Genomic DNA, 16,424 nt, shown 5'->3' on the forward strand with positions numbered 1-16,424 from the left:
TCTTGATCGAATGTGTCGATTTGCGAGCGATTTAGTAAAAGATTGTTGAATCAAGCATAGTTGTTTTGAGGTTTACAATGTAAATTGAAGGAGTTCAAAGCGCAGAAAAAAGCGTAGGTAGGAAATAATAATGACGTTTGATGTCAAAAATAAGAAAGTAAAATGGCTATTTTTTGAACTTAGCGCTCACTTTTATCATTAGAGCCGTGAATTTTGGGACTGAATTGGACATGATATGTTAATTGTCATTAACCACTAAAGACCTATAGGACAAAGGCATGCCAGATCTCTATTGCAAAGGATGTAAAAAAACAACACTACATAAATCTATAATGAAACGTTGTGAATTAGAGCCTGAGACAGCGTCGGGCCGTATGATGCAATGGACGTCAAAGCTGTTTAGTGGCAATCTATATTACGACATGGAAACTCAACATTTTTGTCGAACGTGTAACTGTCGTTGCGAAGCGATAGAGCCTGCTCCTCAAGTCGGTTTAGCTTCATATATGCCAAATGCGTAATTACTGACTGAGATCAACAAACCTACTCGATAGTAGGCTGCTTTGCTCTACACAGCTTTGCCTATAAGCTCATTCTTAAGTGGGATATTATCAATTCTCACTTCCCATCCATAGGTTAAGTATTCATGAGCGAGTGCTTGAGCAACATCTTCTGATACTGTTACGTGTGTCCATGAGCCAACGCCGTATGGTTTGTATGAGAGTTCCTGCATTTTCATAATCGCGCTATCCTTTCCTTTTGAGCATTCTATTATTCACTTTGACCTATATCCTTTCTTTCGTTTCTAGCTCAATTTATTTGTTCTTAAGGTCATGACTATAACAATTGATTTATAGGCAGAAGATGAGTTGTAGAATACTTATCGGTCTGAAATTATTTATATTTTCTGTGAATGGTATGGGTGTTTTTGGTTTCGTTAAATATGTGAGCGTATTTTTGCCGGATGCCGCTTAATATGGACGATACTGAACCGAATTTAGAGTATTTAAGGAATATTATGCCTCAGCATCAGCTTGATCGTATCGATAAAGAGATACTAAGAATTTTGCACCTGAAAGGGCGATTACCTGTCGTTGAGCTCGCAAAACAGGTCAATCTAACGACCTCTCCTTGTTCTGATAGATTAAAGCGACTTGAAAAAGAGGGTTACATAACCGGTTATCATGCTGAGCTTTGTTCTGAAAAGTTGGGGTTGGATGTGCAAGTATTTATTCATATTCGCCTTGACCAGACCAGTTTCTCCATCTTTGATAAATTTGCTCAAGCTGTTGATCTGATGCCAGAAGTTGAAGAGTGCTATTCGTTGTCTGGTGACTTTGACACCATGATTAAAGTACGAGTGAAAGACATGAAAGCATATCAGTCGTTTATGGCCTCGAAGCTCGGGACGTTACCCGGAGTGATTCAGACCCGCAGTGAAGTGGTGATCGAAGAGCATAAGAAAGGTTTTGGTGTGAACCCTGAGTTGTTATCAACACTGAAATAGGTATTTATACCAATCGTAGTAAATAACTGGTCATTCTAGCTTGTTTAAAACCTCGATAACTTCGTTAGAATTTTTGATTGTCGAATGACTACTTATCAGAAAATTCTGTCTTGTTCTCAAGTTTTTCTCTGTGCCATTCCTGATCACTGACCAAATGTGATTGGTATTACGAGTTGTTGGGTGTCGAATTGGATAAAAAATGGAAGCGAACACGCTTCCATTTTTTATGGGTTTAGGGGAATAGCGATAAATCAATTATAGTGTGATCGCTGCGGAAATTAAGCCTATGACACCGCCAAACACGCCCCCCCAAACAACGAGCCAACCAAGGTGTTTCTTGATCATCGTCTGGACCATTTCTTTGACTAGTTTTGGCGTCAATTCATTCAAGCGTTGATCGATGATTGCCTCGATATTTTCTTTGATTTCATCCATCATCGCCGTTGACTCTAGCTCTTCTTTGATGGCTGTTTTTACTGTGTCGCTGCGGCTAATCTCCACCACCGATTCTTGCATTTTTTCTACGAAAGGCGCTTTCATGGGTTCTAGAGCTTCTGTGCCGCCGAACATGGCCAACATACCACCAAATTGTGAGTTCTCGATAACATGAACCAGTGAATCGAATGCAGGGTTGAAATCGATTTTCTTGATAATGGGCTCTAGGTTAAGCGATTTTCCACTCATCTCGTTGTTCAGAAAGCGATCAATGTTACTTTCAGTAAAAAACTGGTCCATCATCAGTTGTTTAATGGCGGCTTTAAATTCCTCAAATCGTGCTGGAATAACGCCAGACCCGTATAGGCCCGGTACTTTTTCGAACAGCATATGAATCGCCAGCCAATTGGTGATGGCTCCAGAGAATGCGAATAGGCCGGCATAAAGTAAAGGTTGATTTGCCATTGCATAGCCACCAGCAAGCAGTGCCAATGCAATCACGTTAGTTAAGATACTTTTGTTCATGGTAGGTCTCTAGAAAGAATACTGGGCGCATTCTAAGAAAAAAATGCCAAGAAAAAAACAAAAGGATCGATGAAGTTATGTCGCAGGTAGAAAGGACATGAATATGCAGGTATAAAAAAGGCTAGCCTCCCCCCGAAGTCTAGCCTTATTCCAGAACGCGCAAGCGAGGCGTCTTTGATGCTAACGATATTATATCGTTTCGACATAACATTCTGCTAAGTGTAATTTGGCATTAATCAACAAATTGGTGTGAATTACGCCGCACTTTTAACGTTGCACTAAAATTAAGCACTCGTGATCGGGTCAAGATCATCAGCAATGAAGCCACCTGTTTGATGGCTCCACAGTTGTGCGTAGATGCCGTTCTGGTTAATGAGTTCTTGATGTGTACCTTCTTCGACGATATTACCAGCATCAAGCACGATCAAACGGTCCATGGCTGCGATCGTCGATAGACGGTGTGCAATTGCGATAACCGTTTTGCCCTCCATTAGCTCAATCAAGCTCTCTTGAATCGCCGCCTCGACTTCAGAATCGAGTGCCGAAGTCGCTTCATCAAGAACCAGTAGTGGTGCATTTTTTAGAAGCACACGTGAAATAGCCACACGTTGACGTTGACCACCAGAAAGTTTAACGCCTCGCTCGCCGACTTGTGCATCGTAGCCAATGTTGCCAAACGGGTCGGTGAGCGTTTCGATGAACTCGTGCGCGTGCGCTTGTTTAGTGGCAGCGTATACCTCTTCATCTGATGCTTCTGGTCGACCGTAAAGAATGTTCTCTTTGATCGAACGGTGCAGCAGTGAAGTATCTTGAGTCACCATGCCGATGTTACTGCGCAGTGAGTCTTGGGTCACGCTCGAGATCTCTTGGTCATCGATCAGGATGCGACCACTTTCTACATCGTGAAAGCGTAGCAGCAAGTTAACCAATGTCGATTTACCGGCACCGGAACGGCCGACCAAGCCCACTTTTTCCCCTGGCTTTATGTTGAGATTAAGGTTGTTAATTACCCCCTTATTCTCACCGTAGTTAAAGCTTACGTTGTCGAAGGTGATACCACCTTGAGGAACTTTCAGTGGCTCAGCGTCTTTCTTGTCTTCGATTGCGATAGGCTTAGATAGGGTTTTAATGCCATCAATCACCGTACCTAGATTCTCAAACAGACCGCCAATCTCCCACATGATCCATTTAGACATGCCATTAATACGTAAGGCTAGGCTGACGGCAATTGCAATTGCACCCACGGTGATCGCGTTATCTAACCATAGGTAGATAGAGATACCGGCAATACTAAATACCAATAGATAGTTAGCGAATTCCACGCAGATGTTGAAGCCAGTCACTAAGCGCATTTGGCGGTGTACCGTATCCAAGAAGCCTTTCATGCCTTCTTCGGCGTATTCTGTTTCTCTCTTACTGTGTGAGAACAATTTCACTGTCGCAATGTTGGTGTAGCTATCAACAATACGTCCGGTCATCAGTGAACGAGCATCTGCTTGTTCTGAGGAGACATCTTTTAGTTTTGGTACAAAGAACAGTTGAATACCGACGTAAATAAACAGCCAAATTAACATTGGGGCCATTAAGCGCCAATCCGATTCAGCAAGCATGAGCAGCATCGCTGTAAAGTAAACCGTCACGTAAACGAACACATCGACCATTTTGGTTACAGTTTCACGCACTGCGAGTGAGGTCTGCATGACTTTAGTCGCAACTCGACCTGCGAAGTCATCTTGATAGAAGGACAAACTTTGCTTTAAAAGATAGCGGTGGGCCAACCAACGAATCGACATTGGGTAGTTGCCGAGCAAAGTTTGGTGAAGTAATAGTGAGTAGACACTGATTAAGATTGGCATCACGACCAATAATAGGACACCTAGCCCGATAAGTGTTGACTGGTTGTCCGCTAAGAAAGTTTCAGGGTTACTGGTTGATAGCCAGTCGACCAGTTGTCCCATATAACCAAATAGCGCCACTTCGATGATCGCGATGGTCATACTCATTAACCCGAGTACGATTAAAGGTTTTTCAAAGCCTCGGGTGTAATGGCGACAAAACGCCAGTATTCCTGTAGGAGGTTGTATTGGCTCCTCCTTTGGAAAGGCCTTAGTAAAACCTTCAAATTTCTTGTACATAGTTTTCCCTTTATAAGCTAATGCATCTATGAGTGATGGCATCGTTGGTGCGGCTTTGCTTTTATCGTCTTGATTTGAAATTGTCTAAGAATTAATTCGTTGGTAGAACCATCACACCATTCGATAAATTAATGTTTGTTTTGGTCAAGTTGAGAACGAAATGCGCAAAGCGTGTCTTTCATTACGCTCATTTTGAATTGAATTAGACTGGAAAAATGAGGCTTATTTCAAACGTAATTGATGATGATGCAACGATGATAATCCTAACGTTAAATGGATGGAATTGTAACCCACATTGACGAGTCATCAGAGAGTGAAACGAGGATATTTATTCAATGAGCGCTTTAATGAACATGCAAACTGTTGGTTTTTTCTGGTGTGTTGTTATCTGGCAGTAAAAATCATGGATTAAGCCGTATTTCGCAGTAATTCCTTAGGATAAATATTCGAATCATTATTGTTTTCAGTGAATCTTGTTGTAACAAGTTGTTTACAATTCTGACCATACCTAAAGGATAGGGACGGTTGAGATGTTAAACCTACACAAAAGATCACTTCATATTACTAATGTTCAAAACGCCAATTGCGTTGTTATGGTGCCGCCCAAAGAGTTCCGTTTTAATGAAGAAACGGCGGGCGATAACGAGTTTCAGCACAGAGCTAATCTGACTGAAGTCGAGATCAAACGAAAAACGATGGCCGAGTTTAAGACGATGGTGGCTTCGTTGCGCAAAGAAGGTGTACAAGTTGTAGAGTTTGATTACCCAAAACTGGGGGTTGAAACTCCTGATGCGGTATTCCCTAATAATTGGTTCACTACTTGCAATGATGGAAGCTTATTCACTTTCCCTATGGCTTGTGAAAACCGTCAGAGTGAAGTTAAGCCGAACGCGCTTATTGAAGCGTTAGAAGCTGCAGGTCGCATTGTTAACCATAGTGAATCTCTAGAATCTTATATCGCACAAGGTTCTTATCTGGAGAGCACGGGTGTGATGGTTATCGATCATATTAATAAGACTATCTATGCCGCACTTTCTCAACGTTGTGACCGTGAAGTATTGGAAGACTATGCGAAGCGTATTGGCTATTCACGTGTGGTTTCGTTTCAAACAGCACTGCCATCTGGTCAGCCGATTTACCACACCAATGTGATGATGGCGATTGGTGATAATTTCTGCGTGATCTGTGATCAAGTCATTCCAGAATTTGAGCGTCGTTTTGTGGTGAAGTCGCTTGCTAAAGACAAACAGGTTATCTCTATCACCATTGAGCAAATGAACCGATTCTGTGGCAACATCCTTCAATTGGAAACGGTGAATGGTGATAAGGTGATCGCAATGTCTCAATCGGCTTATGATGCGTTTTCCCCAGCTCAGCGAGTTCAGCTTTCGACACATGGAAAGCTACTGCCATTTAGTGTGAAAACGATTGAAGATATTGGTGGAGGCTCAGTACGATGCATGTTAGGTGAAGTGTTCTTACCAACACGAGTGAATGACTTATAACAAACGGTTATCTTTCAATCATCGGTTTTAAAATACCACTCGAAGCGCAGAGTGGTATTTTTATCTCTAGACGTAAGAAAATAGATTCGGAAAAATTTATTCAGCGGATTTAAAGGTTCTGTGCTTGATAAACTGAGCTGAGAGTGACACCACTTCTTTAGAGTACACCAGTGCGGTGTGATTGAGCTTGAGCGCGCATGTGTCTGTTGCACCTCGCAGGTTTGCATCTTCGAGTGTGACCGTACCATCACCAGGGGTTCGGCCCAATACAATACGTCCGACACCGGCGTCGTTGGTGCCAGTAATGACGCCAATCGGCACATCAATATCGTAGTCACCCAAGCCATCGCTTAAGATCATTTTGCTCGAACCAAATATGAATCCAAGACCATGATTCGATAGTGTTTTAGCGATGGTTGCCCCATTGTGTGGCGTGCCAGCGGTAATAATGCAGGTGTCGGCAAAGTCGGGTTGGTAGAATTTAAAGTAGTGACGAATCAGCAAACCACCGAGTGAGTGGCCAAAAAAATAGACTTCGTCGTATTCATCAAAACGCGCATTAATGAAGCGATTGAGGCGTTTGGCGGCAGAAGGGAAACGCAGTGAGTTGTAGGCAAATTTGTGCGTTGTAAAACCACGCTTTTTGAAATTCCTATCCAGATACTGCATGATCAGCGCAGGCATATATAGACCATGAATCAAAACTATATGTTTGTTTTTGTTGCTCATTTTTGTCCTCCGCTTGATGGTGTTCCCAGTATATTGAGTCGTAAATCTAAACTCAATAGAACTTGCTGCTATTGGGACACGACAGGCTGAGGCTCGCTGTGCTTAGTCTACCCATCTAACGTAACTGCTGAAAAGAAGGGCGGGGAGTAAGAGGCCATTTAAAGTTCAACTTAATGAGAGGAGTTGCTCAGTCACTATTGTCTTGTTAAGTAACTCTTGTATTGTATTGTCTTGTCAAGAGTATGGGCTCTCTTTTTATTTTCGCGGATTCACATCACCCATTGAGCCATGGTTATCAAAGACCATTAAGTTTTGTGTTAACGATGGATAAAAAAAGAAAAGACCGAAGTCTTTTCTTTTAGGAGGGGGGAGAGGCTTAAACCCGTCAAGCCGTGTCGATTGACACTATTGTCGCTATAGGCATTAGCACAAGACTCATCGACATGCAGCAAAGATATCTTGGTTCTCTCGGTACTCTTTGGTTTGCACGTCCATCAAGCCGAGTAAAGAGTCGAACAGATTGTCATGGGAAAAGCTCTGTTCTTTACCTGCCTTTCTTAAGCAGGTCTGGTTTATTCCTTTCTGCTCGGCGAAACCATCAGACATCCACATGATCATAGGCACATGGGTTTGCTCTTTCGGTGCGAATGAATAAGGCATGCCATGAAGATAAACCCCGTTCTCCCCTAAAGATTCACCATGATCGGAAATGTACATCAGCGCAACGTTGTACTTATCGGTGAGTTTCTCTAGCTTCTGAATAGCCTGTGAGATAAAGAAATCCGTATACAAGATGGTGTTGTCGTAGGTGTTAATCAATTCTTCATTGGTGCAGTTTTCGATATCGGCACGTGGACAGTCTGGAGTAAACTTCTTATGTTCTTCTGGGTAACGTTTAAAGTAAGTCGGGCCGTGAGATCCGGAAATGTGATAGAAAATGATGTTATCTTGCTTAAGATTTTGCGTATCTTGTTCGAAGCTCTCTAGCATCGCAGTATCGTAACATTTATCTTTATTGCACAACGGGTCACCATCTTTAGGGGCAAGGGTCAGTTTTTTAATTTTGTGTGCAACACCTTTATCCCCACCATCGTGATCTCGCCAGATCGAGTGAATGCCCGCACGGTTCATAATGTCGACCACGTTATCCTGATTGTAAGCTTTGTCGTGATCATAGTTGCTGCGGTTCATATTCGAAAACATACACGGTACAGAAACCGCAGTAGCTGTTCCACATGACTGAATATCAGAGAAAAAGATCGGGTTGTAAGGCTTGGTATGAGCATTAGTTTCTTTCTCATAACCATAATATTGATAGTTGTATACGCGCGCGGTTTCACCGAGAACAAACACCAGTAATGTCGGCTTTTCTGCTTGTTTTGCTTCCGGTTTTAACTGAGCATCTAAGCCGATTTCTTGATACGGAATCGGTTCTTTTATGTACGTATTGTTGATGTACTTGACGGTTGATGCTACGTATTCAGTTGGAATGATCATTTTCTTAAGGTGGGAGTTATTACGGCCAATTGATGCGTAATGCTTGTAAAACAACGCAGCAATAAGGGCAATGACGATTAATGAGCTTAACAACCCAACGGCTTTCCAAATAGCAAAGTTTTTCCAAGATTTTCTTTCAAGGTTGGTAAATAAAAGCATGAGTGATGGGAGGCAACCCATCAGCAGGAACCATAACACTGAATATGTGCTTAAGTAGCTAGTCGCTTCGCCACTGTTGGTTTCAAAAATATTCTCTATCATTCCATAGTCAACAAAAATGCCATAGTTGAACATGCTATAGCTGACTAAAGAGGAGGTCAGCAATAAGAAAATGAAAAAGACCTTATTAAATATCGGCCAGTTAAATATTTGAAATATAAAGTTGAATGCAGCAAGAAAGAAAAAAGGAATTGAAATTATGAATCCAATGCTTTCGGCTTCTGAAGCTTTGATAATGTTGAATAATTCGCGTGAAATAGGCAGGTTTATGACAAGCACATAATAGATAGCCAACACGAAAGGGAGTTTATTGATGGATAGGTTTAAGCGGTGGAGATTCATTTTTTGTATTCCTACGTCTATTTGTGCTCTTTCTGTCTCTTAGAAAAGTTGAATTTTACTCTTCATTACTGAGTAGAGTCTCGGAATAGTAAAAAGTTCTATTACGAGTTTTCAAGACAGTTTAATTCATATCGTTATTAGATTCTGATTATTTTTGACTGTGATGGGATAAGTTGAGTAAGAAGTGAATGCTTAAGCTCGATATGGGGGAAAGTGATTGCAAATCCACTTTACTTTATTGCCGTACCTCAGGCGATGCAGCAAAGTGAATTTGAGTTACTGACTCTGTGGCTCAGAGGTGCATCTTAGAAATTGTACGAACCACCGAAGCTAACACTGTTAAACGCTAAAGTTCGGTTTTCAATTTGACTCGCATTTACATCGTTCTCCACAATTACCGCGTCAGCTTGCGAAATTAGGCGCAATGTTAGGTGTTCAATTGGCGAGAATTCAACACCGACACCAAAGTGGAAACCCACCCCGTTGTCGTCATCATAGTTTGCCGCGTTATTCGCATGAAGGTCAATGGTGCTTAAGCCTGCCAATGCGAATGGACGAATAGTATTATCGAACGTATAGCCAATGTTCGCTAATGCAGAAATAGAGGTTGGTGAAAGCTGTTCTGCGCCATTTTTATAATCTGCATAATTAGTGTAGCCAAGCTCAACACCAATGATACGGTTGAATTGGTAACCACCATATAGACTGTAGCCGGTACCTTCTGAATCTAGGCTAGGAGCGCCGTCAGTATCTGAATCTTGGTAGGCACTCACTACACCACCGATGTATGCCCCGCCGTTGGTACCTGCTGCTAAAGCTGGGAGTGAAATTAAACCGACGATACCCAATGTTAATGCTGATTTTACCATGTTTGTCATCTTTTTTACTCGTTCTGAAATGTGAGTCACGGTACCCATAATGATGAATGAATAAAACCCTTAGAAACGGAACCTATCTTTTCATTCATCATCCAAATACCTATCACTTTAAGTTTTTAATGATTGAGTTCGTTTATAGTCCCGACCACTGTTGGGGATTATTCCAGAATCTTTTCCCATTACTGTATGGCTTTGTCAGCGTCATCGTTACATAGCGCAAACAGCATGAGTAGCTGTTAAATCGCGGGTTAGCTCAAGCTTCGATTATGTTGGTTTTATCGCGTTTACATGGGGATCAGTTTAATCCGTATCTAGTCACCAAGAGGCTGCCTGTCGCCTCCACCTCGGTAAGAGTCTAGTGCGACCTTCAAGCGACGCAGTTTGTCGCGAGAGCGATTTTTGTGATTGACTGCGATTCCCATAGAGAGCACATCTACTAACGCCAACATGGCGTAGCGAGACGCCGATGGCTTGTAGATGAAATCGGTTTCCATATGCTTGATTGGCAATAAAATATCGGCAATGTTCGCGAGCGGTGTGTCTTGCGGGGTAATTGCGATGATCTTAAGACCGTATTGCTTGGCTAGCTCGGCGGTGTCCGTGATCACCGGTGTAAAACCGGTCGCAGAGATCATCACCATCACATCATTGGCATCGGCTGTAGCCGCAACCATGCGTGACATTAAACCATCGTTGTAAGAGACTACTGGGTAGCCCAATCGAAATAGGCGATGTTGCAGCTCTTGAGAGGCGATGGTCGAGCCACCGCCCATGCCGATAGCGATGATCTGTCTGGCGTTATGCAGCCAACTCACTGCGGTTTCAACGTCTTGCTCTTTGAACAGGGTGCGGTTGGTGTCTAGGCTCTGCTTAATCGACTCGTAGATCCCCTGGTAGCCGGTTTGATCAACCGGTTCGAGGATAAAACGTTGGCCAACGGTCAGCGTTTGAGCCAACTTAATTTTCATATCACGTACGTTGTTGCAGCCAATCGCCTTCGCAAAGCGCGTAATGGTGGCTTCACTCACTTGAGCGTTTTCAGCAAGCTCTGTGATGCTGGCATTGGCAGCAAAATCAATGTCATCCACGATAAGCTTGGCGACTTTTTTCTCTGCATCACGAAGAGCCGGAAAGCGTTCCGTTATCTGTGAAATGATATCTACTTCTAAACTCAAGAATCTTGATCCTCTGTTGATGGGGCTAATCGTTGTGATTTAGTTATACAGAACCTAGCTATATAGAACCAAGTCATTTAGTTCTAAGCCTTAGCCCCATTAGTATATCTTATTGTTTCATCGATCTCTTTATCGCTCATGTGTGGATATTACTCATAAGCTTTAAACTCTCGGCAAAAGTCCACTTAGAAACAGGTTTCCACCCAGTTTGTTACCTGATGCTCGTCATCGCTGATGGCAATGTAGCGCCACTTATCAAAAGTTAAACACGGGTGTGAGGTTGAAAACGCAATCATGTCGCCCACTTCAATCTCAGCTGAACCATCTGTTTCAACAAAGGTGTGTTGATCCATTACCGCGGTAGCCGTTAGCCCTTTCACTGAGATAGCTTCGCCATTGCGATAGCCACGTTCAGCAATCGGTAAGCCCGCATCAAAGGCCACATCACGCTTGCCTAACCCAACCACTAGCTTGGTCGGCTCCGGGCGAGAGATAACATACGCCCACACCTCAAGCGCCGATTCTAAATCCCCCCCCATTTCACATGCGTAACCTTGGTTTACTTGGGCGCGTTGTAACACCTTGCTTTGGGCGTCTAGGTAAATACCGGTATCGTGAATGGCATAACAGCCCGGGCGGATGATCGCCAAGTAATCCGTTAGGTTCGCTAAACATTCTGCAACCACGTCATACCAAGCAGAGCCGGCACCCGTGATGATAGGTTGCCCTGTAATTAGGCCATCTGATGCGAGGCTTTCGACCGAAGTGAGCGCCTGCTTCAAGAAGGTGCGAATGTCTTGTTCTGCGTTGTCACCGTGAATCACACCTTCATACACCTCAATACCCGCGAGCGAAAGGGCAGGTGTGTCTTGGATGGTTTGAGCCAGTTCTAGAACTTCTTGAGGTGAACGACAACCACAGCGACCGCCCGGCACACCAAATTCGATCAGTACTTTTAGCGTTTGCTTTGTATTAGCGAAATATTGGCTAAGTTGCTGCACGTTTACCGATGAATCTACACAACAGTAAAAGTCGACATCAAATTCACTGATCAGCTGTTCAACGATCGCCATGTTGGTTTTACCCACCAATTGGTTGGCCATGATGATTCGTTTTGCACCCGCCATAGCGGCAACTTCTGCCTGTGCAGGCGTCGCTACGGTAATCCCCCAAGCGCCATTGTCTAGCTGTTGGCGGAAAAAAGCAGGGGTCATGGATGTTTTACCATGCGGCGACAATTTAACCTGATGGTGATCGGCGAATGATTGCATCCAATTTAGGTTATTGGTCAAGGCTGATTGTTTGATAATTGCTACCGGAAGCGAAATATCGTCATCAACCAGTCGATAAATACCGTTCTCAGATTGTGATACTGCTCTCCCTTTTTGGCCTTTTTCAGTCAAGACGAAACTATCTTTTTGATACTTTATAACATCTTTTTGTGCAGGGTTATGTTTCATTGCTGATTCCTAACATGATTTAAGTTGTTGTTATTTAATGTTTAAATATATCTGCAATCTAATTTTTGGTAGAAACTATCATACAAATTAAAATATTATGTGTGTTTTGTCACTAAAAATAATCGGCTGGATTCTTAATATAGCTCCATCAACACAGTGGATTGAGAGAGTGAAAAATGTTGTTCGATACGATAATCAAAAATGTAGAGGTGTTTGATGGCACCGGCGAACAATCGTTTTGTGCCGATGTAGCAATCCTTGATGGAAAAATCGCCGAAATTGGTCAAATCGATCACGAAGATTGTGGCCAGTTGGTTGAGGGAGCAGGCTTAGCATTAGCTCCTGGATTTATCGATGTACATACACACGACGATACCAACGTAATTCGTTACCCAGACTGCCTACCGAAGATCAGCCAAGGTGTGACAACCGTGATTGTTGGCAACTGCGGTATCAGCGCATCGCCAACGGTTTTGGCTGGTGATCCACCTGACCCAATGAATCTTTTAGGCGCGCAGGCTGATTTTAAATACCCCACTTTTGCGGCGTATGCACAAGCGGTAGAGCAAGCACAACCTGCAGTAAACGTAGCAGCGCTGGTTGGCCACACCACACTGCGTAATCAAGTGATGGACGATCTGCAACGCACCGCAAGTGAAGATGAAATTGCTGCAATGCAAACCAACCTTGATTTAGCGATGGCGCAAGGTGCATTAGGTTTGAGTTCGGGTCTGGCTTACGCAAGTGCGAAACAAGCGAATACCAACGAAGTGATGCAGTTAGCAAAAGTACTGTCTAGCCACGGTGGCATTTATACCACGCATATGCGTACCGAATTTGAAGAGATCTTAAGCGCGATGGAAGAAGCGTTTGAGACAGGACAATACGCGAAAGTGCCAGTTGTTATCTCTCACCTTAAATGTGCAGGTGCGGGCAACTGGGGCAGAACCGTTGAAGTGCTTGATTTGATGGACAAGGTTTCTGAGCACCAAGATGTGTCTTGTGACTGCTACCCATATTCAGCGAGCTCTTCAACACTGGATTTGAAACAGGTGACGGACGATTTCGATATCTTCATCACTTGGTCTGAAGCAAAGCCAGAACACGCAGGCAAAACGCTTAAGCAGATTGCTGATGAGATGAACCTACCTCTGATGGACGCAGCAAAAGCACTTCAACCAGCGGGTGCGGTGTATCACTGCATGGATGAGAACGATGTGAAGCGCGTTTTGAAATACAAGTTAACCATGGTCGGTTCTGACGGTTTGCCAAATGACCCGCATCCACACCCAAGATTGTGGGGCACCTTCCCGAAAGTATTGGGTCACTACTGCCGAGATGAAAAACTGTTCTCGTTGCCAGAAGCGATTCACAAAATGACTGGAATGTCGGCAGAGCGTTACAACTTAGTGGGCCGAGGCGAAGTTCGCTGCGGTGCATTTGCCGATTTAGTTTTATTTGATCCAAAGAATATTAAAGACACAGCAACATTTGAAAATCCTATTTCAGTTGCAGAGGGAATAGAAAGCGTATTTGTAAATGGTGAGTTAACTTACCAGCAAGGAAAAGTGAAAAATAATCGTTCAGGAATTTTTATTTACCGAAACTAGATTTTAATTATCAAATTAAATTCACGATAAATATAAAGCGACGAATTAATTTAAACATATTGGAATAGAAACTGTTTTATCTATAAAGCCATTGTTATCTATAAAACCAATAGTATCTATAAATAAGTGGAGTTAAAAAATGACTATTAAACGTTACGGTGTTGAAGGCGGTACAGGTACAGGCGGACAACATTTACCATTTGCACGCGCAACTGAAGCGGGTGGTTTCCTGTACGTTTCTGGCCAGACACCGATGACAGATGGTGAAGTGGTTGAGGGGGGCATTGTTGACCAGTCTCGCCTAGCGATCCAAAACTGTGTCGATATCATGACTGAAGCGGGCTACGGCCTAGAAGACGTAATGCACGTAAAGGTTGTGCTAACGGATTCTCGCTACTTCCAATCTTTTAACAAGGTATTCAAAGAGTTCTTCGGTGCTAACCCACCGGCACGTATCTGCATGGTCTGTGACCTAGTGGTGGATGTGAAAGTTGAAGTCGATGTGACTTGCTACCGTGCTGACCGCGTTTAATTATAACCTACTTAGAGAGTATTAGGGATTAATTATCCTTGTTATTATTCCTTAATACTCTCACCCTACATTTATAAAAATTACTTTAATTAAAATATACCTAATAAATAAAGTAATTATATGAAATATAAAATGAATGAATCATAAATAACAGTTCAGGAATGAACTTAATATTTCACTGAGAGGTGTCAAATGAACAGCACACTTTTTCTTACAGGCTTCGGCGTGTACGTATGTTTTTTAATTTGGTTAGGCTGGTTTGTCTCGCGTAATCAAAAATCGGGTGAAGATTTCTTATTAGGTGGTCGTGGCTTACCATTATTTTTAGTGCTGGGTACAACGGTCGCGACGATGGTTGGCACAGGCTCAAGTATGGGGGCGGTTGGTTTCGGCTACGCGAATGGCTGGGCTGGTGCTTTGTACGGCATTGGCGGTGCTGTCGGCATTTTATTACTAGCCCTTTGGTTTGCCCCGGTTCGTAAACTAAACTTCATGACCATGAGTGAAGAGTTAGCTTACTATGTTGGCGCTAACCGAATCGTAAAAAATGTGGTTGGTCTGCTTATCTTTATCGCGTCAATCGGTTGGTTGGGTGCGCACATTCTCGGTGGCGGCATGTACCTGGCGTGGATTGCAGACATCGACCTTAATCTTGCGAAAATTATTATTGCTGCGGCATTCACTATCTACGTTGTGATCGGTGGTTACACCGCGGTGGTATGGACCGATACGATTCAAGCGGTCATTTTGTTTGTCGGTTTTATCCTGATGGCAGTCATGTCTGTGGATTATATTGGTGGTCTGGATAACCTTTACGCTGCAATGGACCCTGCTGCTACCAGCTTTTTAGCCATCGATAAATTGGGTATTCTGCCTGCTGTTTCTCTGTCTGTGGTTATCGGTGTCGGTGTATTGGCGACACCTTCATTCCGTCAACGTATCTACTCAGGTAAAGATGTTTCAACCATCCGTCGTTCATTTGTCGGGTCAGGTGTGTTGTATCTTTTCTTTTCAATCATCCCTGCAATCATCGGTATGGCAGCGCACGCCATCGATCCATCACTGGAAAACCCGAACTACTCGTTTCCTTATGTAGCGGCAACGGTGCTCCCGGTTGGTGTTGGTATGATTGTTCTTATCGCAGGCCTTTCTGCAACCATGTCGAGTGCAAGCTCTGATGCGATTGCGGGGGTGTCTATCCTGCTGCGTGATGTTTATGTCATGTTCACCGGTCGAGTACCGAATAAAGAGTCAATGGTGAACTACTCTCGTTTGGCATTGATTGTGGTGATTGGTTTTGCACTGCTGTTCGCTCTGACGTCCAACGATATCATCGGCTACATCACTAAGATGATTTCCACGGTCATGTCGGGCATGTTTGTGTGCGGTATGTTGGGTAAATTTTGGAAACGCTATAACTGGCAAGGTGCGTTAGCAACACTGGCTGGAGCATCTGTGGCTTCTCTGGTGATTATGTTAAACGCTGATTATACGATTTTCTGGGGTAACCCTGTGATTCCTTCTTGTTTGGTGGCTTTAGTGGCTGGTGTGATCGTGAGCTTATGTACACCGGCTAACCAAGTCACACCGGAAATGGCAAAAGCAATTCTTGATGACGAGCGTGCTCTGATGGAAATGGAACTGTCTGACACTGGCGTACTTGAGGAAGAAGCTCCACCTCAACGTCCTGTCAATCAAGCAAGTTAATGTCAACATTGAGGTGAGCCGGTGGGTGGTTGCACTACAGTTTTGCTCATCGGTTTCATTCGCTTAGGCCCTGCTCAGTGGTAGGGCCTAAGAATAATAGGATGGGATTGTGGTCTTGGTCCATGAAGGGGTCGAGCTTGTGAGCGAGCGATTTTCTGGCTCTGTTTT

At 43.4% G+C, this 16,424-nt stretch carries 14 protein-coding genes; 6 read left to right on the forward strand and 8 right to left on the reverse strand.

What is annotated here, in order from left to right; translation table 11 throughout:
* Positions 1 to 278 precede the first annotated feature (278 nt).
* Positions 279 to 521 carry a hypothetical protein gene (locus tag OCU36_RS15840; protein WP_261840501.1) on the forward strand — a complete coding sequence of 81 codons (243 nt, stop codon included), beginning with the start codon at positions 279 to 281 and terminating at the stop codon, positions 519 to 521.
* A 47-nt stretch (positions 522 to 568) separates the two neighbouring features.
* On the opposite strand, the gene OCU36_RS15845 is transcribed toward OCU36_RS15840, so the two are convergent.
* Positions 569 to 739, reverse strand: a complete 171-nt coding sequence (locus tag OCU36_RS15845) for a hypothetical protein (RefSeq protein WP_261840502.1) — start codon at positions 737 to 739, stop codon at positions 569 to 571.
* A gap of 279 nt (positions 740 to 1,018) precedes the next feature.
* On the opposite strand from OCU36_RS15845, the gene OCU36_RS15850 reads away from it, so the two are divergent.
* The gene (locus OCU36_RS15850; protein ID WP_261840503.1) at positions 1,019 to 1,507 is read left to right on the forward strand and encodes an Lrp/AsnC family transcriptional regulator; all 489 of its coding nucleotides are present in this window, start codon (positions 1,019 to 1,021) and stop codon (positions 1,505 to 1,507) included.
* 255 nt (positions 1,508 to 1,762) lie between these two features.
* Here the strand turns inward: OCU36_RS15850 and OCU36_RS15855 are convergent, their stop codons facing one another.
* On the reverse strand, positions 1,763 to 2,467 hold the full coding sequence (locus OCU36_RS15855) for a DUF445 domain-containing protein (protein ID WP_261840504.1): 705 nt from the start codon (positions 2,465 to 2,467) through the stop codon (positions 1,763 to 1,765).
* Positions 2,468 to 2,751: 284 nt separating this feature from the next.
* Positions 2,752 to 4,602, reverse strand: a complete 1,851-nt coding sequence (locus tag OCU36_RS15860) for an ABC transporter ATP-binding protein (protein ID WP_261840505.1) — start codon at positions 4,600 to 4,602, stop codon at positions 2,752 to 2,754.
* Positions 4,603 to 5,132: 530 nt separating this feature from the next.
* Here OCU36_RS15860 and OCU36_RS15865 point away from each other — a divergent pair.
* Positions 5,133 to 6,107: an arginine deiminase-related protein gene (locus tag OCU36_RS15865; protein ID WP_261840506.1), complete on the forward strand. Its 975-nt coding sequence runs from the start codon at positions 5,133 to 5,135 to the stop codon at positions 6,105 to 6,107.
* Between the two features lie 96 nt (positions 6,108 to 6,203).
* Here the strand turns inward: OCU36_RS15865 and OCU36_RS15870 are convergent, their stop codons facing one another.
* From OCU36_RS15870 to OCU36_RS15890, 5 genes are all read right to left on the reverse strand, one after another.
* On the reverse strand, positions 6,204 to 6,836 hold the full coding sequence (locus OCU36_RS15870) for an esterase/lipase family protein (protein ID WP_261840507.1): 633 nt from the start codon (positions 6,834 to 6,836) through the stop codon (positions 6,204 to 6,206).
* A 435-nt stretch (positions 6,837 to 7,271) separates the two neighbouring features.
* Entirely contained in the window at positions 7,272 to 8,894 is a 1,623-nt protein-coding gene (locus OCU36_RS15875) for a phosphoethanolamine transferase (RefSeq protein WP_261840508.1), read from the reverse strand.
* Positions 8,895 to 9,199: 305 nt separating this feature from the next.
* A complete protein-coding gene (locus tag OCU36_RS15880; RefSeq protein WP_261840509.1) occupies positions 9,200 to 9,772 on the reverse strand; it encodes a porin family protein in 573 nt (190 codons plus the stop codon).
* Positions 9,773 to 10,083: 311 nt separating this feature from the next.
* Positions 10,084 to 10,947: a MurR/RpiR family transcriptional regulator gene (locus OCU36_RS15885; RefSeq protein ID WP_261840510.1), complete on the reverse strand. Its 864-nt coding sequence runs from the start codon at positions 10,945 to 10,947 to the stop codon at positions 10,084 to 10,086.
* 185 nt (positions 10,948 to 11,132) lie between these two features.
* Complete coding sequence (locus tag OCU36_RS15890; protein ID WP_261840511.1) at positions 11,133 to 12,407, reverse strand: amino acid deaminase; 1,275 nt, start codon at positions 12,405 to 12,407, stop codon at positions 11,133 to 11,135.
* A gap of 176 nt (positions 12,408 to 12,583) precedes the next feature.
* Here OCU36_RS15890 and OCU36_RS15895 point away from each other — a divergent pair, with 176 nt between their 5' ends.
* From OCU36_RS15895 to OCU36_RS15905, 3 genes are all read left to right on the forward strand, one after another.
* A complete protein-coding gene (locus OCU36_RS15895) occupies positions 12,584 to 14,017 on the forward strand; it encodes an N-acyl-D-amino-acid deacylase family protein (RefSeq protein ID WP_261840512.1) in 1,434 nt (477 codons plus the stop codon).
* Between the two features lie 139 nt (positions 14,018 to 14,156).
* On the forward strand, positions 14,157 to 14,549 hold the full coding sequence (locus tag OCU36_RS15900) for a RidA family protein (protein ID WP_017065166.1): 393 nt from the start codon (positions 14,157 to 14,159) through the stop codon (positions 14,547 to 14,549).
* Between the two features lie 192 nt (positions 14,550 to 14,741).
* The gene (locus tag OCU36_RS15905) at positions 14,742 to 16,256 is read left to right on the forward strand and encodes a sodium:solute symporter family protein (RefSeq protein ID WP_261840513.1); all 1,515 of its coding nucleotides are present in this window, start codon (positions 14,742 to 14,744) and stop codon (positions 16,254 to 16,256) included.
* Positions 16,257 to 16,424 lie beyond the last annotated feature (168 nt).

Origin of the sequence: Vibrio artabrorum, from assembly GCF_024347295.1 — a bacterium.
GTDB classification, from domain to species: Bacteria; Pseudomonadota; Gammaproteobacteria; order Enterobacterales; family Vibrionaceae; genus Vibrio; species Vibrio artabrorum.